The organism is Leptothoe sp. PORK10 BA2 (assembly GCF_034932105.1).
Taxonomy (GTDB): domain Bacteria; phylum Cyanobacteriota; class Cyanobacteriia; order Phormidesmidales; family Phormidesmidaceae; genus Leptothoe.
On the sequence record NZ_JAYGIG010000048.1, the window covers coordinates 1 to 24,119 of the forward strand.

16 protein-coding genes and 1 pseudogene are annotated in these 24,119 nt (G+C 51.9%); 5 read left to right on the plus strand and 12 right to left on the minus strand.

Features of this window, described 5'->3' with window-relative positions; all coding sequences use genetic code 11:
* Positions 1 to 245: 245 nt before the first annotated feature.
* A pseudogene (locus tag VB741_RS26340) lies at positions 246 to 443 on the plus strand (helix-turn-helix domain-containing protein); the annotation flags it as partial.
* Positions 444 to 590: 147 nt separating this feature from the next.
* Here VB741_RS26340 and VB741_RS11780 read toward each other — a convergent pair.
* The 4 genes from VB741_RS11780 to glpX all read right to left on the minus strand — a co-directional run bounded on the left by VB741_RS11780 (position 591) and on the right by glpX (position 4,770).
* Positions 591 to 1,136: a hypothetical protein gene (locus VB741_RS11780; protein WP_323365374.1), complete on the minus strand. Its 546-nt coding sequence runs from the start codon at positions 1,134 to 1,136 to the stop codon at positions 591 to 593.
* A gap of 151 nt (positions 1,137 to 1,287) precedes the next feature.
* Complete coding sequence (locus tag VB741_RS11785; RefSeq protein ID WP_323365375.1) at positions 1,288 to 2,016, minus strand: class I SAM-dependent methyltransferase; 729 nt, start codon at positions 2,014 to 2,016, stop codon at positions 1,288 to 1,290.
* A 113-nt stretch (positions 2,017 to 2,129) separates the two neighbouring features.
* Entirely contained in the window at positions 2,130 to 3,422 is a 1,293-nt protein-coding gene (locus VB741_RS11790; RefSeq protein WP_323365376.1) for a glutamyl-tRNA reductase, read from the minus strand.
* A 310-nt stretch (positions 3,423 to 3,732) separates the two neighbouring features.
* The gene (gene glpX, locus VB741_RS11795; protein WP_323365377.1) at positions 3,733 to 4,770 is read right to left on the minus strand and encodes a class II fructose-bisphosphatase; all 1,038 of its coding nucleotides are present in this window, start codon (positions 4,768 to 4,770) and stop codon (positions 3,733 to 3,735) included.
* A 483-nt stretch (positions 4,771 to 5,253) separates the two neighbouring features.
* On the opposite strand from glpX, the gene VB741_RS11800 reads away from it, so the two are divergent.
* A complete protein-coding gene (locus tag VB741_RS11800) occupies positions 5,254 to 5,874 on the plus strand; it encodes a precorrin-8X methylmutase (RefSeq protein WP_323365378.1) in 621 nt (206 codons plus the stop codon).
* Between the two features lie 3 nt (positions 5,875 to 5,877).
* Here VB741_RS11800 and VB741_RS11805 read toward each other — a convergent pair whose 3' ends face one another.
* Positions 5,878 to 6,537, minus strand: a complete 660-nt coding sequence (locus VB741_RS11805) for a class I SAM-dependent methyltransferase (RefSeq protein ID WP_323365379.1) — start codon at positions 6,535 to 6,537, stop codon at positions 5,878 to 5,880.
* Positions 6,538 to 6,679: 142 nt separating this feature from the next.
* Here VB741_RS11805 and VB741_RS11810 point away from each other — a divergent pair, with 142 nt between their 5' ends.
* From VB741_RS11810 to VB741_RS11820, 3 genes are all read left to right on the plus strand, one after another.
* A complete protein-coding gene (locus VB741_RS11810; RefSeq protein WP_323365380.1) occupies positions 6,680 to 9,616 on the plus strand; it encodes a UPF0182 family protein in 2,937 nt (978 codons plus the stop codon).
* Between the two features lie 347 nt (positions 9,617 to 9,963).
* Positions 9,964 to 12,402, plus strand: coding sequence for a CHASE2 domain-containing protein (locus VB741_RS11815; RefSeq protein WP_323365381.1), 2,439 nt, complete (start codon positions 9,964 to 9,966; stop codon positions 12,400 to 12,402).
* 21 nt (positions 12,403 to 12,423) lie between these two features.
* The gene (locus VB741_RS11820; RefSeq protein ID WP_323365382.1) at positions 12,424 to 13,170 is read left to right on the plus strand and encodes a DUF928 domain-containing protein; all 747 of its coding nucleotides are present in this window, start codon (positions 12,424 to 12,426) and stop codon (positions 13,168 to 13,170) included.
* Between the two features lie 50 nt (positions 13,171 to 13,220).
* Here VB741_RS11820 and VB741_RS11825 read toward each other — a convergent pair whose 3' ends face one another.
* From VB741_RS11825 to VB741_RS11855, 7 genes are all read right to left on the minus strand, one after another.
* Entirely contained in the window at positions 13,221 to 15,956 is a 2,736-nt protein-coding gene (locus VB741_RS11825; RefSeq protein ID WP_323365383.1) for a CHAT domain-containing protein, read from the minus strand.
* Between the two features lie 178 nt (positions 15,957 to 16,134).
* A complete protein-coding gene (locus VB741_RS11830) occupies positions 16,135 to 19,059 on the minus strand; it encodes a two-partner secretion domain-containing protein (protein ID WP_323365384.1) in 2,925 nt (974 codons plus the stop codon).
* 1,264 nt (positions 19,060 to 20,323) lie between these two features.
* On the minus strand, positions 20,324 to 20,974 hold the full coding sequence (locus tag VB741_RS11835) for a helix-turn-helix transcriptional regulator (protein ID WP_323365385.1): 651 nt from the start codon (positions 20,972 to 20,974) through the stop codon (positions 20,324 to 20,326).
* Between the two features lie 274 nt (positions 20,975 to 21,248).
* On the minus strand, positions 21,249 to 22,748 hold the full coding sequence (locus VB741_RS11840) for a GH3 family domain-containing protein (protein WP_323365386.1): 1,500 nt from the start codon (positions 22,746 to 22,748) through the stop codon (positions 21,249 to 21,251).
* On the minus strand, positions 22,732 to 23,373 hold the full coding sequence (locus tag VB741_RS11845) for a DapH/DapD/GlmU-related protein (RefSeq protein ID WP_323365387.1): 642 nt from the start codon (positions 23,371 to 23,373) through the stop codon (positions 22,732 to 22,734). Before VB741_RS11845 ends, VB741_RS11840 begins: the two co-directional genes overlap by 17 nt.
* Positions 23,374 to 23,402: 29 nt before the next feature.
* Positions 23,403 to 23,630, minus strand: a complete 228-nt coding sequence (locus tag VB741_RS11850) for a hypothetical protein (RefSeq protein WP_323365388.1) — start codon at positions 23,628 to 23,630, stop codon at positions 23,403 to 23,405.
* 69 nt (positions 23,631 to 23,699) lie between these two features.
* Positions 23,700 to 23,972 carry a sterol desaturase family protein gene (locus VB741_RS11855; protein ID WP_323365389.1) on the minus strand — a complete coding sequence of 91 codons (273 nt, stop codon included), beginning with the start codon at positions 23,970 to 23,972 and terminating at the stop codon, positions 23,700 to 23,702.
* Positions 23,973 to 24,119 lie beyond the last annotated feature (147 nt).

Consider the following 24,119-nt stretch of genomic DNA (forward strand, 5'->3'; position numbering starts at 1 on the left):
ACTCCATAATGGAACTGGCTGATTGTAATGGTTTCAGCCAGTTTCGGACATTCCAGACCGTTTGGGTACTGGGATGTTCTTTTTTAGAGACTTTCACCAGTTAGAGATGAACTTCGCACTGTCCAGTAAGATCTATTAACCCGGCATCTTAAGAGAATGCAGAGTGAAAGAGGCAATTAGTACAATGGAAGCATGAATAAACCTGTGATGCTCGCTTACTCGCCACTAATACGCAAGATTATCTACGCCAACAAGCGATTCGCTTACGTCAACAAGGTAAACAATTTGTCGATATAGCCAGCTACGTAGGCGGGCATCGCAATACAGTTTCAGACTGGTGGCAACAATATCAGGAGGAGGGAGAGGCTGCCCTCAGTCAACAGCAGCGAGGTCGCAAAGTTGGGCAAGGACGGACTGACCCAGGAGGAGGAAGAGTACATTGAGCAGTTGATGCAAACGCATTTTCCTGATGAATTGGAGATTAATAGTGCTCTGTGGGCACGGCGAGCGGTGCAAGCATTGATTGAGCATGCGTGTGGGGTAGTGATGCCGATGTTTAGCCGATCAGGTTTCACTTGGAGGTGGTTTACTTATCCTTTGGCTAGATCGGAATAGATGATGATTTCTATGCCTAGAACTAGGATTAGGAGGAGTTCTACAATGCTGAGTATCCATAGGCTGATGGATATTTTGGGGATTAAAATCCAAAAGGCGATCAGACTGATGATGCCTGAAAGGACAAAGGTGAGTTGATCGATAATAAGCTGTTGAATTTTGCGGCGTTTGCGGTTGAGATCGCTACGATGAGCAATTTCCCAACCAAAGATACCGTCGATGGTGGATTGATTAGTCAGTTTAGCAATACGTTCTGTAAGGTCGTAGCGCATGTAGCGACTGAGGGCAGATATCTTTTCGTCGTTGACAAGATAGGTCCAGCCAAGGATGAGACAGACCCAGGGCACAATCAGCAGGGCGTAGTAGTTTTTGTTGGCGAGAGTGAAAGAGAGAATACCGCCGAATACGGCAATGGTGACGTAGAGGAGGTTATCGCGAAAGCCAATACGGGCTGTTTGTTCGGCTTTGAGGGTTTGGTATTCCTGCAGGTAGATCTCAAGCAGGTTGAGGGAATCGATCATGGGATGTTTTTATTTGAGTAGGCGGTCGATTTAGAGCTGGATGGTGGGCATGGTGACAGGGGTGATCGTGTCTGATTTGTGAGTCGTATAGCCCTATGGGCATGGGCAAGCCTAACGCGAAGTGTCGCCCCAACAGAGTTAGCCAACGCTTCTATGCTGCCTTCTCAAAAAATAACAAATGCTGCTGGGGTAACCGATCATCCGTCTTGACCCAAGTTAGACCCACCGCAGCCATTTCCTTTTTCACCTGCTGCTCGCTCATCTTGTGGAGCCGCTTGATCATCACCAACGGATTTTCGGCCCGATATTCTGCCAGGACTAAACGACCACCAGGCTTGAGGGCATCCACTACCCCCGTCATCACCTCTCGAGGGGAGGCAAACTCATGGTAGGCATCCACCATGAGGGCTAAGTCCACCTGGCCTGAGGGCAAATGGGGATTGTCTTCTGCTGCTTGGATGGTTTGTATATTGGTGATGCCTTGGTCATCACGGACCGTTTCCAGCATCTGGATCATTTCTGGCTGCACATCTACGGCGAGGACCTGACCATCCGGCACTTTCTGGGCCATGCGAAAACTCATGTAGCCGGTGCCTGCGCCAATGTCCGCCACCGTATCCGTCGGTCTTAACCCCAGGGCATCTACGGCCAGATCGGGTGCTTCGTCTGTGGCGCGGTTGGGACGCTCTAGCCAAGCGGCTCCCCGATGGCCCATGACCTGGGAAATTTCGCGGCCCATGTAAACTTTGCCGATGCCGTCGCTGCTGGGTTGTTTGTAGCTGTAGGTGCCGTTAGGGGTGATGATATGGGCCTGGGTGCAGCCCAGACAAACGATGGCGATGAATAGCGGCATCAGACGACGGAGGAATCTCAGCACCATGGTTATTACCGACAAAACATTGACTATGGAACATTGTCACAAAAATGTCGGGGCATTGCATGCAATGCCCCGACCGATGGGGTGAAGGTCCCTAATGATGAATATTGGGGGTTCTATTTTTTAGCTGCTGCTGCCTTTTTCTCTTCCAGGTTAAAGAGCACCTGCAGGGTTTCCATGGCTTGCTGGCGGGAGGTGGCATCTTCCTGGGCCCGCAGCTGGGTCATGGGGTCGTGGAGAATCTTGTTGACGATGCCTCGGGAGAGGGCCTCGACCACACTGCGATGCTTGTCGGAGAAGTCCGCCCCCAGACGAGATAGGGCTTTTTCTAGCTCCTGCTCCCGGATGGCTTCTACCTTGGTGCGCAAGCTGCTGATGGTGGATACCGTGTCAAGGGAACTCCACCACTTGAGAAACTGGTTTAGCTCTTCCTCTAGGATACCTTCGGCTTCCTGAGCCATCTGGCGACGGCTGTCTTGGTTTTTGGCTACCACTTCTTTCAGGTCGTCGACGGTGTAGGCTTTGACACCCTCTAGTGCCTCAACGTTTTTGTGGACGTTGCGGGGAACGGAAATGTCGAACAGGCTGAGGGGACGACCGGCTAAGCAAGGCTTGACGTTGTCATGGTCGAGCACCGGCTGATCGGAGGAGGTGCAGGTAAAGACGATGTCGGCTTTGGTGACGGCGGCGCTCATGCTTTCCATGGTGCCGGTTTTGATGTCCACGTGGCTGTACTCGGCGGCTAGGTCATTGGCCCGTTCAATGCTGCGGTTGAGCAGGGTGATGTTGACGGCCCGCTTCGAGACTAGGTGCTTGACTAGCAGGCGGCCCATTTTGCCGGCGCCGATGATGGTGATGTGGCAATTGGTGAAGTCGGGCACCTTCATTTGGGCGAGTTCGGCAGCGGCGGAACTGACGGATACGGCACCAGTACCAATACTGGTTTCGGTGCGGACGCGCTTGCCGGTTTTAATGGCGTCTTTGAACAGACGGCTGAGCACCCGACCGACTCCATTATGCTTTTGGCCTTCGGCGAGGGCATGCTTCACCTGGGCCAGGATCTGACCTTCCCCTAGGACTAGGCTATCGAGGCCGGAGGATACCCGCATTAGATGCATGATGGCGTCTTGCTGGACCAGGATAAATAGGTGGGGGCGGAGTTCATCCACCGGCACATCGCCGTATTCGGATAAAAACTGGATGACTTCGCGAATGCCGTTTTCGGTGTTGACTAGCACCAGGTGCAACTCTAGGCGGTTGCAGGTACTGAGGACGGAAACTTCTCTGACGTGGGGATAGCTGGTGAGTCTTGCGATCGCATCCTCAACCTTAGGTGTGGGAATGCTGAGTTTTTCCCGAACCTCGACTGGCGCAGTCTTATGGCTAAGGCCAATAACGGCAATATTCATTCTTCCTCCCAAAAAGATCCTTTATTAAATGCCCGATACCCCCGCTAGGGGCAATCGCCTTAAAACTTAGCTATGTTCAATCTGACGAAATCTAGCGCCGTATTACTGCAGCACTAGGTTTCATTCTTCTATGACGGTATGAAAAAATGCTCCCCCAACTCAAGGTTTCTCAACAAAAGTCCATCAAATAGTGCTTACCGTTACCAAATGACATATATACAAAAGAACACCCTGGCCATTTGTCAATAGCTAGGGCGTTCTTAAGGAACATAAATTCCGTTTAATCCCCTGGGGAGGGGGGCTTAGGCCACTACTTCAGAGAAACGTAGCTGGGGTTCTCTTTCATGTGGATAGTATCCACAAAGCGAGCGGTCTTGGACTGGTTGGAAATAACCAGGGACTGGGTGCGGGAGCCGCCCTTGAAGAAGCGAACACCGTTCATCAGCAGACCTGGGGTAATGCCACAGCCAGCAAACAGAACCGTTTCACCACAGGCCAGCTCTTCAGCGGTGTAGACCTTGTCAGGATCGGTGATACCCATGGAAGACAGGCGCTCTAGGTTAGCTTCCTTGCTTTCCCCGATCAGACCGGTTTTCACAATGGCAGGATCATAAATCAACTGGCCTTGGAAGTGACCGCCCAAGCAACGCATGGCGGCAGCGGAGATCACGCCTTCAGGAGCCGCACCAATACCCATGAGGGCATGGGTGTTAGTCCCGGCAAAACCACAGGCAATGGCAGCGGACACGTCACCGTCGCTGATGAGGCGAACGCGGGCACCGGCATCCCGGATTTCCTTGATGAGGTCGTTGTGGCGCTCACGCTTCATGACCACAACCACCAGCTCATCGATGCCACGGTCAAGACACTCAGCCAAGATTTTGAGGTTCTCGGTGGCGGACTTATTAATGTCCACCTTGCCTTTTGCCGCCGGGGGAGCGGCCAACTTCTTCATGTAGAAGTCAGGTGCGGCAAACAGACCACCCTTCTCGGAAATGGCCAATACGGCCATGGAGCCGGGCTGACCATAGGCGCAAAGGTTAGTACCTTCACAGGGGTCAACGGCGATGTCAATTTCAATCAGCTCGTCGGGGTTGCAAAATTCAGCGGCATTGGGCTGGGTACAAACACCCACCTCTTCGCCGATATAAAGCATGGGAGCATCGTCGCGCTCACCTTCACCAATGACGATTCTGCCGCGCATGTGGATCTTATTCATGCGCTCACGCATGGCTTCTACAGCCACCTCGTCAGCAATATCCTTTTCCCCTTTACCCATCCAGCGAGCGGATGCGATCGCAGCCTGCTCAACAACTTCAATAATTTCTAACCCAAGGGTACTTTCCACTGCGTATTTCCTCCAAACTGCCTGCTATTACCAAGACGGCGCTGCCCATCATCAGTATGGCTTCCGGAGGCACTGCGAACTAGCCAGCTCTCCAGAATCATTCCTAGAATCAGTAGCGGCGTTAAGACTATTTGAGCGCCTTTGATAGTTTCAGAATATCAGACCAAGGGGGCACCTTTCTTGCTGTCTACAACACCCAAAACGGTTGACTCAACGCCTCTAAACCCGGTTCATCCGCCCCTAAACCCAGCCAGACCAGCGATCCATAACGCCCCTAAAGCCTTATGCCATCAGAGCTTGAGCCTAAGTATTTCTACTCACCAAAGGGCTCCGGTTTCGGGTGAATATTCTATTTTCGACCGACTAAATTAAACAAATTTCGTCCGAAAAAATATCGACGTAATCTATTCAGCTAGGGAAATATCAGAAAAACTGCTGACGATGCTAGTCTATTGAGACTAGCGGAAGCCGCAGGCAGGATTTATGGAATGGCACGTTACCGATGCACAGAGTTTACGCATCATTGACCAAGAAATTGGTCAACATACGTTTGCGCCCGCAGAATATGAAATCGTCCGTCGGGTAATCTACGCCACCGCAGACTATGAGTACAAAAGCCTGATCCAATTTTCCGATCAGGCCCTGCCTTCTGGGGCTGCCGCCTTGGCCGCTCGCACCACCATCATTGTGGATAGCCCCATGGCCCAAGCCGGGATTACCCCCCGGCTGCAAGAAACCTTTGCTAACCCGGTGTATGGGGCCATGGATGCCATCACCCGGCCCCAAAATGATCAGTCCAAAGCCGCTTGGGGCATTGAAACCCTGGCTAAGCGATATCCAGAGGCCATCTTTGTCATCGGCCATTCCCAACCGGCCCTGAATAATTTGGTCCAGCTGATCGAAACCGATGTGATTCGCCCCTCGTTGGTGATTGCCACCCCCGCCGGTTTTTTAGAAGCCGAAGTCACCAAGGCGCGGTTAAAAGATAGCCTGATGCCCAGCATCTGTATCGGCGGTCGCAAAGGCAGTACCGTCGTCGCCGTGGCCATTGTCAATGGCCTGATTGACCTGGCCTGGAAAGCCTACGGCAGTAAGACTGGCTGACACCTAACCCACTAAAACCTCCATCCGTTCTGCAATCAGGGCATAGAAGGGATCGCTGCTGGCCAGGCCCATCATTTGGAGCAGGGGATTCATGGGGGGGCCTTGGTTGGCGATCACCTCCGATTGGCTAAAGCCTTTGACCGAGGCAAAATAGCGTTTGACTAGGGCGATGTGGCTGGCATCACTGCCGTCTCGCCAGGCTGCGATCGCTTTTTGGTAAAACATACGATTGGAGAAGCTGACAATAGCAATGCCACCGGGTTTGAGCACGCGATAGATTTCGGCAAAGACCGCTTCAGGATGCTGTAGATACTGCACCGAAACGGTGTTGAGCACAGCATCAAAAGTGCGGTCTGCAAACGGCAGGGTTGGATTTTCGTTGAGGTTTTGCACAAAGTAATGATCCAGCCTGGGATTTTTGGCCAGTTCCTCCGCGTTCATGCCATGACCTTCCACCCGCTCAAACTCCATATCGCTGGGGAGGTGAGATACCCAGCTGCTCATCATGTCGAAAATACAGCTGTGGGGGGTGAGCCGTTCTTGATATAGCTCGGTCAGCTGCTGAATAAACCGTTCATCCACATGGGTGACTAAACGGGGGGCGCTGTAGAACAGTGCATCATTGGATTCGTCAAGTTTTTGACGCTGATTAGCGGCAAGCATAGATTTGCAAGGGTATTTGAAGCAGACTAGGTCTACCTGTTAACCTAACCCACTGGCTACCCACGTTTCTAGGGCTCGGCCCACTATGTTAGGGCCAGGGCTTGTCTAAGATAAAGTAAAATCGCTCCTACCCTGCTCTGCCATGGCGACTGTGCAAGAACGGCTCATTCCCCAGACCCCACGACGATCCTTGGCGCGGGCCTATTGGCTTGGGGGATTAGTTGCGATCGCACTGATCCTCAGCCTGGACATCCTCACCTACTTCCTGGCAGAAGGCCTGTGGTTCCGCTCCATCGACTACCTAGACGCCTTTTGGCTACGGCTGCAGACACAGCTCTGCTTAGGTCTCACAGCCTTTGGGGGCAGCTTGCTGTTTGCCGGAATGAACCTATGGCGGGCCCAAGAGCTCAGCTTTGACGACTACTGCATTGTTCCCAGCCAGGAAAACCGGCGGCAGGGCATCGGCCTGGGGCGGCTCTTCCCCGTCGCTTGCACCCTCGCCCTGCTGTTGGCCGCGTCGGTGTTATACCACGGCCAACTGGCCCTAGCTCGCTGGCACTACATCACGGTCGAGCCCCTGCCCACGCTCCCCCTGTGGCTCAACATCGACACCCTGTGGCCCATCCTGAAACCCTTAATTACTCAGCCCTGGCAGGGGGCGCTCCTCCTAGCCATGGGACTCGGGTTCCTGCTCTATCCCCGAGTTGGGGCGGCCATCTCCACCCTCAGCCTCAGCCTCAGTTTTAGCCTGGTGCTGGCATCCCAGTGGTCACGGGTCTTACCCGCCTTAAACCCCACCAGTTTTAACCAGAGCGATCCCCTGTTTCATCAGGACATTAGCTTTTATATTTTTCGGCTGCCCGTGCTCGAACTGGGGGAATTTTGGCTGTCGGGGCTATTTCTCTCCACGTTGGTGGCCGTGACCCTAGTCTATTTACTTGCTGGCAAAAGCCTGAGCCAGGGACGGTTTGTCGGCTTCTCAGCCCCCCAACAACGGCACCTCTACGGGCTGACCAGTGCCCTGCTATTAACCACGGGCTTCGGCTACTGGCTCGGCCGCTACGAACTGCTCTATTCCTCTCAGGGTGTCACCTACGGAGCTAGCTACACCAATGTCCTAGTGGACTTACCCGTCCACACCGCCCTCAGTCTGATCATCCTCGGTCTGGCCTTTGTCGCCCTGGTGCGGGCGATGCTGGGCTCCATGACGCGCCAGCTCAGCCACCAGTCCAGCTATCAGCTACCCGCCTTTGCCAAGCTCCTGGTCATCTATCTGATCATTGCCCTCCTGAGCGAAGCTGTCGCACCTTGGGTAGTACAGCGATTGGTGGTGCAGCCCAATGAATTTAAGCGGGAAAAGCCCTACATTGAGCGCTCCATTGCCTTTACCCGTGAGGGCTTTAATCTCACCAATATTCAAGATGAGAATTTTGTCCCCAAAAATAACCTCACGGCAGAAAAGTTAAGCAACAACGATCTCACCGTGCGGAATATTCGGTTATGGGACACCCGACCCCTGCTAGAAAGTAACCGACAACTCCAAGAGATTCGTTCCTATTACGAATTTGTCGATGCCGATGTGGATCGCTATACCCTCACCAAGGCCGACGGCACTACGGAACGGCGGCAGGTGCTGATCTCCGCCCGTGAGCTAAACTCCACCCAACTGGAAGAGACTGCCAAAACCTGGGTGAATCAACACCTCACCTACACCCACGGCTACGGTTTTACCATGAGCCCGGTGAATACGGCTGCTGTCGGCGGCCTGCCGGACTATTTCATCAGAGACATTGCCCATGAACCCAGCAATGACGATGTGGCCCGCAGTATTCCCATTGGGCGGCCTCGGATTTATTTTGGCGAGTTAACCAATACCTATGTGATGACCGGCACGCGCGTGCCCGAACTGGACTACCCCGGAGAAAACAACAATATCTATACCACCTATGGGGGGAAGGACGGCATCAGTCTTGGGCACCTGTGGCAGCGGCTGCTCTATGCCAAGCACCTGGGGGATTGGCAAATGTTGTTTACCAACGACTTTACCCCCGAAACAAAACTGTTGTTTCGCCGCAATATTCAAGAGCGGGTAAAACAGATCGCACCGTTTCTACAGTTTGATGGGGACCCATATCTGGTGGTGGCCGATGCCCAGGCCCAGGCCGACTCCGATCACTCAATACCCATCGATCCTGAGGGCAACTATCTCCACTGGATGATTGATGCCTATACCACCAGCGATCGCTATCCCTATTCCGACCCAGGGGGACAACCCTTTAACTACATTCGCAATTCCGTCAAAGTGGTGGTGGATGCCTACAGTGGCGCAGTGTCCTTTTACGTGGCCGATGCCGACGATCCGATTATTCAAACCTGGGCGCAGCTGTTTCCGAAGCTGTTCCAACCCCTAGACACCATGCCCCCAGCCCTGATGGCCCACATCCGTTATCCCGAGGACTATTCCCTAATACAGTCCAACCAGCTGCTGGTTTACCACATGACCGATCCACAGATTTTCTATAACCGGGAAGATACCTGGCGGGCTCCCAATGAAATCTATGCCAATGAGTTCCAGGTGGTGGAACCCTACTATCTGATCATGAAACTGCCCCAGGAGGAGGAAGAGGAATTTGTGCTCCTGCGGCCGTTCACCCCATCCCAGCGGAATAACCTGATTGCTTGGCTGGCGGCGCGATCCGATGGCAGCCAATATGGCCGCATGCTGCTCTATCTGTTCCCCAAGCAGGAACTGGTGTACGGCCCTGAACAGATCGAAGCCCGCATCAACCAAGATCCAGAGATCTCCCAGCGCATATCCCTATGGAATACCCAGGGCTCCCAGGCCAACCAAGGCAATCTGCTGGTAATTCCCATCGAAGAGTCACTGCTGTACGTGGAGCCGCTCTACTTAGAAGCAACGCAAAACCAGTTGCCAATTTTAGCTCGGGTGATTGTAGCCTACCAAAACCGCATCGCCATGGGGGAAACCCTAGAGCAGTCCTTGCAAGCCATCTTTAAACCGAAGCAGCCCCAAGATTCCACCATCCTGAGGGACCTAGACTTAGAGCCGCTGAATTAGGCTGGGCTGGTCGTACTTTGTATACAACCTTTGTATGCAACCTTTGTATGCAACCTTTGTATGCAACAACAGACACCTTGCATATTTTTGCCTAGTTGAACCTAGTTAATAATATGGGGTTATCTGTGGTGGCATCTGTAGGGCATTTAGGGGACATCTGTAGGGCATTTAGGGGGCATCTATGGGAACGAACCAAGCTCACAACCTGAAATTCATCCTATGAAATTCGGGTTTGAGAGGTACAAACAGTAGCATTATGAACGAAACAGTTGGGAATTTGAAGTTAGTCCCGTCGGGCTAACTTTCAGTGAAACGTTTGCGATTTGATTGTTCGCTGGCATGCTCCTATGAGTCCACTGGTCGTATTAAATCTAGGCACAGGCAACTGTGAAACGGGTTTATCTGGAGTCACCGCTCGGCTGTGGCTTGAGGGTAATCAGGTGCCCGTTCAATATATCGGTAGTTTGCCTCCGGCTCCGGCTCTCCCTAAGCTATATCGGGAATGGCAACGGTTTTATGAAGCCCTGCACAATCCTTTTGGGTCCGGCCCTTCGATGCGCAGCTCCATTGAGTTTGAGCCAGATGGGTTGACAAATGTATCGAGGGCTGATTTTTGGCAGCTGTGTGAAAAACTCAAAGAGGAGATCAACAATTGGCTACATTCTCCTGAGTTTCGGACCATTGATCAACAGCTACGAACCCAGCTAGATCCCAAGGAAAGTATTCGGTTCATCATTGAAACTGAAGATCTTTTACTGCAGAAATTACCCTGGCATCTCTGGCAGTTTTTTGAACATTACGGTAAGGCAGAGATTGCCTTAAGTGTTCAACAATATGGAAAAGTACAGGCACTGCCCGCCCAGGTTAAGCAGCGGATCAGGATTTTGGTGATTTTGGGCCATAGTAAGGGGATCAATGTGCAGCCAGATCGGATGATCCTAGAAGACTCCGGTGCTGAAACCATTGTCCTAAACGAGCCAATGCGGGCAGAGCTGAATCAGCATCTATGGGACGAGAAAGGGTGGGACATTTTCTTTTTTGCTGGGCACAGCACCAGTCGAGGCGAGGGGCAAATCGGGGAGTTGTTTCTCAATGGTCAGGAACGGTTATCGATTGACCAATTGAGACATGCCCTGAAGGCTGCCATTAGTCGTGGTCTCAAACTGGCTATTTTTAATTCTTGTGATGGGTTAGGGCTGGCGCGGGCATTGGCGGATCTCAACCTACCCCAGCTGATTGTGATGAGAGAACCGGTGGTGGATCAGGTAGCCCATACGTTTCTGCAAAACTTTTTGCAGGTGTTTGCTCGAGGAGAACCTTTTTATACGGCAGTGCGAACGGCGCGGGAACAATTGCAGGGGATCGAGACTAAATATCCCTGTGCCAGTTGGTTGCCGGTGATTTTTCAGAATCCGACGGAAGCGCCCCTCAGCTGGCAGAGACTCTCGAACCAAGTGGTAAAATTGTCACCCATCGAGGAGCAGCTGAAGCCCCAGCGTCGGCCCCTGGAGAGAAGAAAGACAACGTTGCGCCATGGCTTGTTGGCCAGCCTAGCGGTAACAATTCCCTTAGTATTGGTGAGGGCCTTGGGGCTGTTGCAACCGGTGGAGCTAAGGGCCTACGACCATCTAGTGAGAGCACGGCCAACGGCGTGGGACCATCAGGATGCGCTGGATTCACGCCTTTTGGTGGTGGAGATCGATGAGAAAGATACTAACCAGTATGGCTATCCGGTCAAAGATGATGTGCTGGCTAAGGCATTGGCAACGTTGGCAGACTATCAGCCTCGGGCCATTGGGGTGGATATGCATCGGTATCAGGCCAATGAACCGGGGAGAAAGCAGCTGATCGAACAGTTTAATAACTCTCCTAACCTGATTACGGTATGTTCTTTTGATCAAAAAGATCGATTACTGCTGGGCTATCCGCCTGAATTTTCGACTCAGCAGGCGCAACAACAGGTGGGGTTTAGTGATTTAGAGACGGATGGTGCTTATGATCGCAATCGTCCGGTGGTGCGTCGTCAGTTGTTGTCCTACAGCCCTAGGTTGGGGGATGTTTCGCAAAACTGTGTCACACCCTACAGCTTGAGTTTAAGCTTAGCGCTACGGTTTTTGCAGGGGGAAGGGACTGAACCCTTGGGGGGAAATGACGATGAAAAATGGCAATTGGGACCTGTTGTTTTTGATCGATTGGCGACGCGGGCTGCGGGCTATCAACAGTTGGATGGTCAAAGCAGTCAGATTTTGTTGAATTATCGTTTTACCCCTAAGCCTGCGCCACGGGTCTCCCTGACGGAAGTTTTGGCGGGGCAAGTAGGGGCGGATGAGGTGCGCGATCGCATCGTTCTGATGGGGGTCATTGACCCCATTGGTCAGGACTATCAGGAAACGCCCTATGGTCAGCTGCCGGGGGTGTGGGTCCATGCCCACGGGGTGAGCCACCTGCTGAGTGCGGTGTTGGATCAGCGGCCCCTGATGTGGATGCTGCCCCAGTGGGGCCAGTGGCAATGGGGGGACATGCTGTGGATTTGGGGGTGGGCAATGGTGGGGGGAGTTTTAGGGTGGCGACTACGCTCGACCCTATGGTTGGGCATTGGCGGAGTGGTGGCGGTGCTCGGTCTACGCCAAATCTGTCTGGTAATTTTAGTGCAAGGAGGATGGGTGCCGTTTATTCCGGCCCTGTTAGCATTGGCAGGGACCGCTGGTTTGTTGTTAGTCTATCGGCGTGGCGCCCTACACGCCATCAGGGGTAAGTTGTCTAATCGTTTGACCTGGAAATCTTAATTAACTATGAGGACTTGAAAGATGCGATCGCAAAACCGTTTAGCCCCCGCCAGTTTTACGTTGGCACTACTATTTAGTCACCTAGGCTATGCCCCCTTAGCCGCCGCTATTCCCCAGGAGATTGCCGCCCATGGCGGCCATTCTCAGCAAGCGAATTTGCCACCGGCACCATCCACCCCACCACCAAACGGCCAACGCAGACCAGGGGGAAGTCTTGGTCCTGAGTCCGTCTGTTTCCAAACACCGCAGCCCCTAACGGCCATCACCCCCGTTGATGTGCATGGCAAAACCATATCCGACCAGCCCACCTTCTGGTTTTACACGCCCTACACAGCCGCTGATGTGGCCCAGGGTGAGTTCTCCATTCTGACGCAGGATGAACAGCAGGAAGTTTACGCCGCCGCATTTAAGCTACCAGATCAACCAGGGTTGTTCAGCATTACCCTGCCCGCCGATCAGGCCGCGAGTCTGGAAAAGGGAGCCTACTACCATTGGTATCTGATCCTAGACTGCACTGCGGAGGCTGACTCCCAAAACAAGTTAAGTATTGATGGCTGGATACAACCCGTGGCGGCCACCCCTGAGCTAGAGGAGAATATTGAGACTATTTCTTCAGAGCTCTGGTACGACACCATTGATTATTTATTGGACCAAGTAGAGAATTCACCTAGGGAGATACCGCTCTGGGTGGAGCTACTGGAGGCCGTTGACCTGGATGAGTTTACCCAGGTACCGGTGGTGGGTCCCGTCATGATGATCGATGGTTAAGGGCCACGGTAGATCTATTGTTCTACAGCAGGGGTGATCAAACAATAGATCTACAGCCAGTTCCCCACTAACACATAGGTGGCCCACACGTGGGGGGCCGGGTAATCTTTCATCAGGGCTAGCTGAGCCTGGTGCAGGGCCTGGGCCCGAGTGGTGCCATCTTTTTTTAGCTCTTGGTAAAACTGGACCATCATTTTGGTATTCGGCTCATCCTGGGCCTCCCACAGGGTGGATAGGGTGCTGCGTGCCCCCGCCCGCACCGCAATCCCGGCCAAACCTAGGATAGCGCGATTATCCCCGGTAGCCGTTGAACAGGCACTGAGGACCAGTAACTCGATGGGGGATTCCCCTTGACGGCTACCGATCTGGATCAGATCCCCCAGCTCCTGCCCCAGGATTAATTCATCGTAGGCCACGATAAATGTCTCCTCAGGATCGGAACTAAACACCCCGTGGGTTTTGAGATGGATGCCTGAGAAGTTGCCCGTACTCAGCTGCTCCTGCAGCGTCATGCCATTAAAGTCTTCATTGGTAATGGGGGGTTGGGGACCAAAAAGCTGACTCACCGCATCCAGTTCTGCATCTAGCTTTTCAATGGCAGAAAAGTTCCGTCCTTCGATACTTTGGGGCTGGCCCACGCCCCCGGTAAACACTTTGAGGTCTGGAGGCAGCGGTGTAGGCTTAAACAGCTCTAATTCAGGAGCAATGGCAATCGTGTATTTTTCCAACAGGTATTGTTGGCCATTGTGCAATACCGCCATGGGAACATTGCGCAGGGACCCATCCAGCACAAAGACTAGGGTTTCAATTTGATTTCGCTCCAGGTCTGCCTCCAGGGGACGAATCAACCAGTCGTAGACCAGCTGGGCCGTTTTGATTACCTTGGGGGTGCGGTTGGGAGCTACGCTTAAATCAGTTTGCAGTTGTTTTAAAGTAGCTTCTACGGTTGCTTGATCCATGGGAAAGGAGGTGAACCGTTTCTGGCCTTGGATCTGGGAAATAACCCCCAGACGATTTTCTAAAATGATCGGGTAAAGAATGGCCGTGTTGGCGGCGGCCTCGAACTGGTTAATGGGGGCAGTAGTGCCTAAGCTGCAACGGAGAAAGTTTTCTAACTCGCTGAGTTGAAGATTGTCAATTTGTTGGATGGCCAGGTCTAAGTTTTGTTTAATGGGACCATTGTTGTTGTCATCACTGAGCAATAATTCCACCAGTTCCCGATAAACGGGTTCGACGTTATCGCGAAAGGAAAACTGAACCTCTGCATCGATAAAGAGCAGATCTTGACGCACCAGGGACAGAGTTTCCACGGCCCCCTGGTAAGATGCAATGGCTTTATCCGGTTGTTGTTGTTGTTTAAATAACCGGCCCTGTTGCCATTGCCAACGATAGCGACCATTGGGATAGTCGTTGGTGATGGTGAGCTGCAGTGCTTTCTGGGTCAGGGCCTGGGCCTTGGGCCAGTCAGCATTGAGTTCGTACAGTTCACCCCGCTGCCCCAGGGCATAGGACTTGGCAATGGGATCGGCCAATGCATCAGCCTGTTGGGCCGCGTTGATTAAAAGGGTATCGATGTCGGCTGATGTCGCTAGGGTGCTGGCTATAGTTGTGGGCAACGGCGAGACTGGTTCGGTGGCTTGTTTTCTGCCCTGGTGTGGGATGTCTGCCATCACCATTAAGCGGACCAAACTTTTCGCAAAATTGAGCTGGGTATAGATGGCGGTGCGGCTAGGGGACAAGGCCGTGGCGGTGCCGGTGGGAGGTAATATCCGGAACCAGATCTGGGGCCATAAAGCCTCAGCCTCAGACCATTTTTCCAGGTCAATCAACAGACTTAACTGATTGACCTGGGCCTGCAGCTGGGTCATGGGGGCATAGTCACCTGCTGCCACTTCCCCGTATGCCTGGAGGGCCGATTCCCGATGGGCTGCTGCTGCAATTTTACCAATGGCGCTGGTGCCATCCCCCAGAGCGCGCTCAGCATTGCCCAGATCCATCAGGACAGGCCCCCGTAGGGTATCCAGGTGGTTGGCCTGGATAATGTCCAGACTTTGCCGTAAGTATGATTGGGCGTCGAGCAGTTGGCCAAACTGTCGTTGGGCATTGCCCAGGTGCCATAGTCCAGCAGCCCGGAGGGTGGGATCGAGCTGGGAATTTTGTAAACGCTGGTAGACCTGTTGTTCCAGAATAGTTTTTGACCGCAGATGTAGCCCTAAGGTTTGTAGGGCCTTTGCCTGGTTGATCAAACTGAGGACAATGCCATGGTCATGGCCTGCTCGCTCATAGGCGGCGGTGGTCTCTTGCCAAGTGGCCAGGGCGGACTGGGTATCGCCTTGGGTCCATTCTAAGCGGCCTCGGGCATTGAGGGCTTTGGCGATGGTCTCCCAATAGTCTGCAGAGGGGGAGGTATGGGCAAGGGTTTTAAGGATGTGGAGACTTTGGTGAATGGCATCGGTGGCCTGGTCGAGTTGCCCCAGGTGTTGATGGGCGAGGGAGAGATTACTCAATAGGAGGGCCTGGTGCAGGTCTTGGGTGGCGGCATTGGTGAGGGCTTGGGTCCAGGACTGGATAGCGGCGGCAAATTGTTCTGCTTGGTAGTGACGAATGCCATCTTGGAGTAATGACAAGGTGGCTTGGGCGACGGGGGAATGGTTGTTTTTTGTGGTGGTTGGCAGGGGGGGAAGGATATCGTCATCGTCTGTGGAGAACGCCCTGGCGGTCGCGCTTTGGAAGGTAGTGCTATCTGTAGATCCCCACCTGTCAGGCGATCCTACGAAGGGAGACATCCGGGATGGCTGTGTCGCTGTTGCAGATGGGGAGTGCTCTGGGGCTGTAGCCGGAGAGAAAAGGTCACGGCCTACGGTAGCTATGGCCGGGGTCTGAGAAGTAATAACAAAGCTGAGGAGTGCTAATAGGAACAAGCGGAGACAGAGGCGTCCTAGTTTCACAGGGGGAGGCTGCATATCAAGATATTCCGGGGGCAGATATTCTTTGGCATAAGCTTTGGTCGGCGAGGGGTTCGGCGACTAATACGATTTCGCCTTGGGCATTTCTTCGCCAGCCCTGGGCTTCGGTCATTGTCTGGGGAGATACAGCAGCAGCCTGATGAGAGGTATCAGGCGGGGCTACATCAGCCTGCTGAGAAACGGTTTGGCCGGGTGGGTAGATATCATCTTGGAGGCCAGGGCTACTGAGGGAATCATAGGGGCCGGGGGCAACGCCGCTGCGGCCTGAGGCGATAAATTGACTCGTGCCGTTACCACTGGCCTGACAACCCTGGGCAATTTCAGGGGAGCTGGGGGCCGCCGCTAGGGTGTTGGTACCTTGGATGGGGTCTACCTGCAGGTTAGTAATGATGACTTCGCCGTTGATGCCGGTGCCGGAGCTGGCGTCGAGGTCGTTGGTCATATTGCCCTGGACAGCAATATTCTCGGCAAGGTTAAAGAGAGCGTTGGTTTGGATGGTGATGAGGCCACCGTTACCGGCTTGGGCGCTGGCCTGGATGTCGTTGCCGTTAGGACCATCGGCGAAAAGGGCGATAATAAAAGGGGCGGTGATGTCGACGTTGCCGCCGTTGGCATCGTTGAAGGCTTCAGCAGAGATCAGGCTGTCGCCCCTGAGGAGGAGGACGTTGGCTATGTTTAGGTCGATATTGCCTTCTTCCCCGGCTTGGGTAGAGGCGAGAAGTTGACCACCCTTGAGGATAGCGATGGCTGAGGTGACTTCTAGGGTGCCGCTGTCGCCGGTGCTGTTGCCACTGACTTCGACTCGGGCTCCGTCTTGGACTCTGAGTAGGCCATCGGTCTGAAGGAAGACATCGCCTGCGGGACCTGAACCGGTGGACCGGCTGGAGAGGCTGCCATCGCCACTGAGGATAACAGACTCGGGGGCTGTGACCAGAATTTGGCCACCAGTACCACTGCCGCTGGTAGCAGCGGAGATCTCGGCTCCCTCTTGAAAACGGATGGTCAGTATTGCTCCATTATCAGTGGCTCCCAGCGCAATTAAGCCTGCGGCAGCATCTCCTTGGGTTTCTGCTAGTAGACCTGTGTTTTCCCCGGATAAATTAATTTGAGTAGCGTTGATCATCACATCGCCACTTTGTGTTGCTGCATCAGCTGTAGTCGTGGCAGTCGCTGAGATTCTGGAACCTGCATCTGCGGTAAGTTGTACAGTACCAATGTCAATATCTCCACCCGCACCAGCTGCACTTGTTTCCGCAGAAATAAAACTATCGGAAAGGGAAACTAAGTCAGCATTATTAATCAAAATGGCACCACCATCCCCTGCCCCAGAAGTACTAGAGGTCAGTTGAGCGTTATTTTCCAGAGATAGAAGCTGGGTATCGATGGTAATAATGCCGCCTTGCCCTGTAGCATCCGAATCAGCACTTCCTTCCTCATTAACGGCTGCTGAAATGACACTGTCATCAACAAATAATGCTGCGGTAGTAATTTCTATATTGCTAGCATTGGCTTGTCCAAAGGTTTCACTTGAGATAGAGCTTTCACCACTCAAGGAAACAGAATCTTGGGCTTCAATAGTCAAGGCACCTGAGGACTCTAGATTGACTGCTTCACCCCTGGTGAGAATAGATATCGTTGAACCACCATTGAGCGAGAGTATATTAGTTTGAATCTGAATTTCACCGACATTCCCAACTGCCTCACCAAATGAATCAGCATCACTACGGATACTACTACCTAAATCAGAAGCATTGGTACTTCTATCGAGGGAAATTGTCTCAGCATCTAAAAAAATTTGTCCAGCATTGCCCGTACCACGGGTAGTAACTGATAAGTTGCCACTAATTAAGGAAATGTCTCCAGCAATAATTTCTATACTGCCGCCTGAACCGGGGCCAGCAGAAAAACTGGCAATAGTGCTGCCATTTTGAATTGTCACAGAGTCATCTGCACGTATCACTATAGTTCCAGCATTTTCTACGCCACTAGTATTGCTTTCAATGTCACTTCTATTAAGAGAAAGAGAGTTTGCATTGATGGTAATCTTGCCAGCCCTACCGCTAGAGATATCAGACAAATTGATATTTGTATCATTTATGCTGATATCAGCTAGCGATGCATCGTCTGCATAGCTCAAGCTGAGAGTGTCACCGTTAATATCCAGGCCCACGACACTGGAGCTGCTGACACCCCCTAGTGCAATTTGGCCGCCAGGAGCCCTTAGAGGAAGTCTCCTGGAGCTATTAGTAGGATCACGTTCCAGGATCACGTTGCCCCCCAATAGGATTAAACTTTTGCCTTCTTTAACCTTTAAACCATCAGTCAGAAAAGGGTTCACAGGGTTACGGGCAATGGACTGATTGACAATGGGTTGAGGGGCATCTTGGGTAAACAGAAAGGCGGATGGATTGACCGTCAACAATGCCGGATTACTGGTAGTATCGATAGCACTAAAGAGTCCTTGGCCACCAAACTGAATGGCATCTGCTGTTGTAGCCACAAAAGAGCCACCAATATCTAAACCACCTCTGGGGCCAATGGTAATGCCCTCAGGATTAATCAAAAAAAGATTGGCATTATTGTTGGTGCTGCTAGTACGAATCCGACCATCAATAATAGAAGCGTTTGCGCCTGTTACCCTGGCTACAATGTTTTGAATCGTCGGGCTATGTTCAAATATGACTATGCCATCGGTGGAAACTGAAAATTGATCAAAGCTATGAAAAAGATTCGGATTGGTCGGGGTACTTATGCCTCCACCGATGGTGCAACTCGGCAAGCACGACTCTGTACCTGAGGTCAGCGTTGTCCCAGTTGTACTATCGGGTAGAACCTGCCCCAAAGCCACTTTGGGAAATAGCAGCATACAGCCAATAATGTTACTGGCAATCCAGGCTCTACATAAATACTGCTTATCAGACAAAGCTGTACCCCAGCGCTTGATAACCTTTCCTCTAATAAGGATACATGGTGTGTACAGCTATCAAGTTGCTTGTGACAATATTAAGCACAATAATTCCTGGGTCAGCCCACTTAAAAGGCTGCTACCCAGGAATTATAGATACTAATCATTATGCTCAGCGTTTGCTATGAAGCCATAGACAGAGACCATCCTAGTTGCCAAGCTAAGAGCTTACGGGATCACATTATCACATTGTACTCTACAGTAATTGGCCCCATGGCAGTGCTAAGCACACGCTGATAACCGATTTGGTTTGGATTTGGAGTAATTGAATTTGGGCATGTATCAATATGTGACCCATACATATAGAGCTTCAGGTTTCCGGTAGAAACAAAGCTTTTGCTGTTGGGTGGACAGTTTGTCCATTGATTGGCCGTAGGAAATGTCATAGTCGTCATCGAAGCACTGTCAAAGCGGATCTCTGCAACTGTGTTAGGAGGAAAACTTGGATCGGTCTTTGCTCGGATCAGTGAAAGCGTTGCCATTGTTTTATTTCTTTGGTGTTGATATGGACCTGTTGTAGTGATGAAGAGAGGAACAATACCCGGTTAGTAGCCCAAATTTAGGACGTTTGTGGCTATAACCCATTCCTCAATGACGATTCAGCTAGTTATATGATGCGTTCTTTTATAGGCTTTTGCGCAGTACCCAATTGGGTACTTTTTCTACACAGCCCAGAGCTATTTCAAACAAAAAAGCTACAGGTTACTTTTTTGCATCATTACCCACAAAACAGCCCGCCGTCGTCGTTAGCCAGGTTAAGCTCCCCGTAGGCTGGGATCACCCCCAGCCAAACATTTGCTGCAACACCCAAAGCTTCTCCACCCAGCATCCCCTGGGATCACCCCCGACCGCACCTTTGCATTCAACACCCACATCCTTGCAACCCAGCATACCCCGCCGTAACCGCCATCGAAATTCCATCCATCCGATCCCCACCCATGGCATATTTCAATGACAGCCATTGGTCTTAACGCGAAACCAATTCTGTCGGGGAGGATAACAACTCAAAGCGAGACGTTTTCCCAAGGATAGTATTCAGAAGTCAGGAATCAGGTTCTCACTGGCTTCTGGCCTCTGATTCCCCACCTAGCCAGGATCTTCCGGCTTAAGTTGATACCCACGGGAACTACATTCATTGCAATCCGATCCGTCATCGCCTGAGGAACTGGCCATATACCCATATCATGAGCAATTCCGCTAGTATATCTCTGGCCACCGACGGTCAACTGGCTAGTTTATCGGTGTAATCATTCTCCCCAAAGGAAACTAGCTCCCGCTTGGCATAGGCATTTTTCATATGCTTTTTAACCGTATTGATCGCTATGTGGAGCTTCGCCGCAATTTCTTGATACCGTAAGCCGAGGCGATGAAAAATCCACACATCCGCTTCACGGGGACTCAAGTCATACCGAATGGCTTCTGTAATCGCCAGATTCTGCCAAGAACGCTTTTGGTTTTCTAAAATCACCAGAATGTAGGGATCAACCCGATTGTTCACTGTGAACCACCGGGCTCGAATGCGGAACTGATCCTGCGAACTCTGTAACCACAGTTCTGATTCTGCCGTGACCGGAGGCAAAGCCACATTGCTGCGGCTTTGGATCAGAATCTGGCAGGTTTCCCAGATTTCCTGGGGCACCTGGTGGATGCAAGGCTGATTTTGGGCGATGCGATCGCACATCCTCCTAGCCGCGTCATTACTATGCAAAAGCCGCCCTTCTTGGGTTAGCACCAGAATGCCATCAATCCAATTAGCCAAAATAGCAGTTTCTATTTCATCGGGGGACGGTGAAAAAATCTGGGGCAATGGGGAGAATGGATGGGGGGCTCTCTTAACCGGAGCAGGCGACATACTGGATGGTTGGATGATCATGATTCTCTCACAGGCTGCAAAAACGAGCCACAGAAACACAAGATTTCCGAGGCTCAGTTGGGGGCTCAATAACGTTGTAGATGCGAGGTACTAATGATTGATATGAGCGAGAACCAAAAAATATGCGTATTTCTATCCAAACAACGATTAACGTTTGCATTGCTTAATATAGTTTGGGGCCTATAGCTCAGGTCAGAGGGGATCGCTTCACCTCACTGGCAGCATCTTTGATTTTGGGCTCCCTACGTTTTGCTAGGGAATTGGCTGTAGGGGATTAGAACCCGCACATTGCTCGCACATCGATGGGGGTCGTTAATAGGTGAGGATATTTCACATCCCCTAACCGTTTGCCCTGGTGGTAGTGATACGCCATCAGACATTGGGGCATATCGTCTGAGCAGTGTACTTGCACTGGCTGGAGTTGTCCCAAAAGTCTGGCCTGACGATAGTGAAACCCATGACATAAAAGTTGTTCTAGCTGGATGGCTAGTTGGTGGGGAGCCTCTACTTCATGGCCAAGCAGCAAGGTGTAGTGGGGCTGGGGGAATAGGCTGGGAGCCAGGCATTTGAATGTGGCGGCTGGTAGTTCTAACTGTTCTATTGATTGACTGACAAAGTCTAGGGTGAGTTTTTCGCCGACCATGTCGCTGGTGGCATGGCCGCGACCCATAAATTTTAGGCAGGGGGTGGCCTGGTAATAGTGGGTGACTTGGATGCGATCGCACATCCGATATCGATACAGTCCTCCCCGCTGGGAAATAATCACTTCGTAGGTCTGGCCCACCTGCAATTCATGGAGCAGATAGATCTGACCAGCCCCATCCTCAAACTCAAAAAACACCTCGTTCAATAAAGGCACACAGCCATTGGCCGCCATCAGCGGCACCGTCATGGGCGCTTCCGTTGCCAGTAACCCCTTACCCTGGATCAGTGTGTGGGGAAACTTGGCCTGTAAGCCACTGGCCTGATCCGCCGCCATGGCACTATCCCAACAGGAAATCAGCTTTAACTGGGGCCACAGTGCCTCCCAATTGATAGTTGTACCATTGAGTAGCTGAGACCGGGCCGGAGATAGCTGTCCCTGCAGTTGCAATTGCAACGCCTGTCGGTGAGTTTGAATGTAGTCCAGCTGAACCATCAAAAAGCTAGGACTCCAGATGGAGATCGTCTCCAGATTCTCTTCCAACAACAGGGTTTTACATAGATTCGATTGAAATACCTCAGGCGGTTGTGGTTTATGGGCATCTGACGGAGACACCAAAAACGGATGGAGTAACCACCGCAGCCATCGGTCCAAATATTCAGAATCGTCCTGGAATCCCTCTGCGATTTCCCCCGGTGCCAAAAGCTTTGGGGAAATGCACATATACACTTTGCCCGTCTTAAATTTGGGACCCTGGGTAATCAGATCATAGGCCCAGATACAAAACAGCTGGTGAAATGATTTTCGCAGGGAGCGAGTGTAGGGAATATGCTTAGCAGGACCGCTACTGCCCGATGTTTTCTCGTAAAAGAGAACAGGTTCAGAGGTGAGACCGGTTTTATTCCTAGTTTCTATCCAAGGCTGCAGATTTTCATAGGTGACAATGGGAATCTTTTGCCAGTCATCAATGGCATCGATCCCCAGGGATTGACCGTAGGCACTTTGACTGAAGTTCTTAAAGAGTGTCTGTTGTAAGTCTTGTTGGGTCACCTGGGGCTGAGCCAGAGCTTGATGAAATCGTTTGGCCGTGGGTGCCAGCAGTGCTCCGAAGGCTTTAATCAGCCAGCCCATGGCTTGCCTCCTGGGTGTCTGTAACCGTAGCATTAGGATAGATCTGACTTCCGGCTTCTAAGTAGCTACCGGCGGCAAGAGTTGCCCCTGCGCCAATATAAGAGCCCGCGCCAATAAAGCTGCCGTCACCAATAGTGATGGGTTTGAGGTACAGCATGAGATTGTCTCGTCGCGGTTTAATGATGTGGCTATACAGGCCCACCCGATGGCCAAACACCACCCCATTGCCAATGGACAACAAACTGCGATCGGCAATTTCTAATCCAGGCGTCCAATACACCTGTTTTCCCACCTGGGCACCCCAAAGCCGCAACCAAACAGAGAATAGTCCTGGCACTATCCTTAAGAGGGTTTCTAATGCTGGAAACGCAATGTAGATCACCTGAAACTGATGGCTACCCCACCAGGGGGAATAGTCTCTGCCCTGGAGATAGGTAATGCCGTTTTTAAGGGGATAAAGATAACCATGGATCCCATGGGCCAGGACAGGAAACCCATAGAGAAAAAAGATGCAGAGCATGACGCTCCAAACACTGTGCTGCCAGACGCCGTACCCCAGAGAGCCAAAGGCCATGGCCAAGGTAAGACCGGGGAAAAAAGATAACAGATTACTGAGCAGAGTCATGATGAGAATCGTGGCGGGTCCGACCCAAATTACTGAGCAGAGTCATGATGAGAATCGCGGCGGGGGCCGATCCAGATAGCAGCCCCTGTAACTAGGGGAATGAGGGCAAAGACTCCCCCAAAAATTAGGGGATAGGTTTTAGCAGCAGGAACCGTTAACACCGTGGCAAAGACCAGACCGCAGTAAAGCAACGCGGCAAAGGGAATGGTGCAAATGATGATCAACATCAGACGATCATTGGATTCGATGGAGGGCATCAGACTAAAACCAGCTAACGACAATTCAGTGTAACGAATGGGATGATAATGAATCTAAATTCAAGCACCCTAATCATTGGCATGCTTTTGTCGGGGTAATCTCTTGGGGATGCCCCAGGATTCGAAGGGATAGATCAGCTGACGCCATAGGGCCAGATGGGGCATTTGACCTATGGTTGATGGCCACTGGGTGGACTGATATAGGGTGCCATGGAGACGATCCCATAGCTTAAGATTTGCTCCATAGTTATAGGCACTTGTGTCGCTGTGATGATGCCAGCTATGCTCCTGGGGCAAGATTAGCCAGCCCGACAACCATGGGTACAGTGGGCTTTGGGGCAAGGGACTAAATCGGCTATGCCGCAGCAATTATAAATTCAAATCGTATCAGTTGATACAGAAGCTTTCAACTTCTTGAAGGTGAGCATATGAGGGTATCATCAGCTTAGGAGGAATTAGGCCGCCGCCGTGAGCGTCGAGGCGGTAACG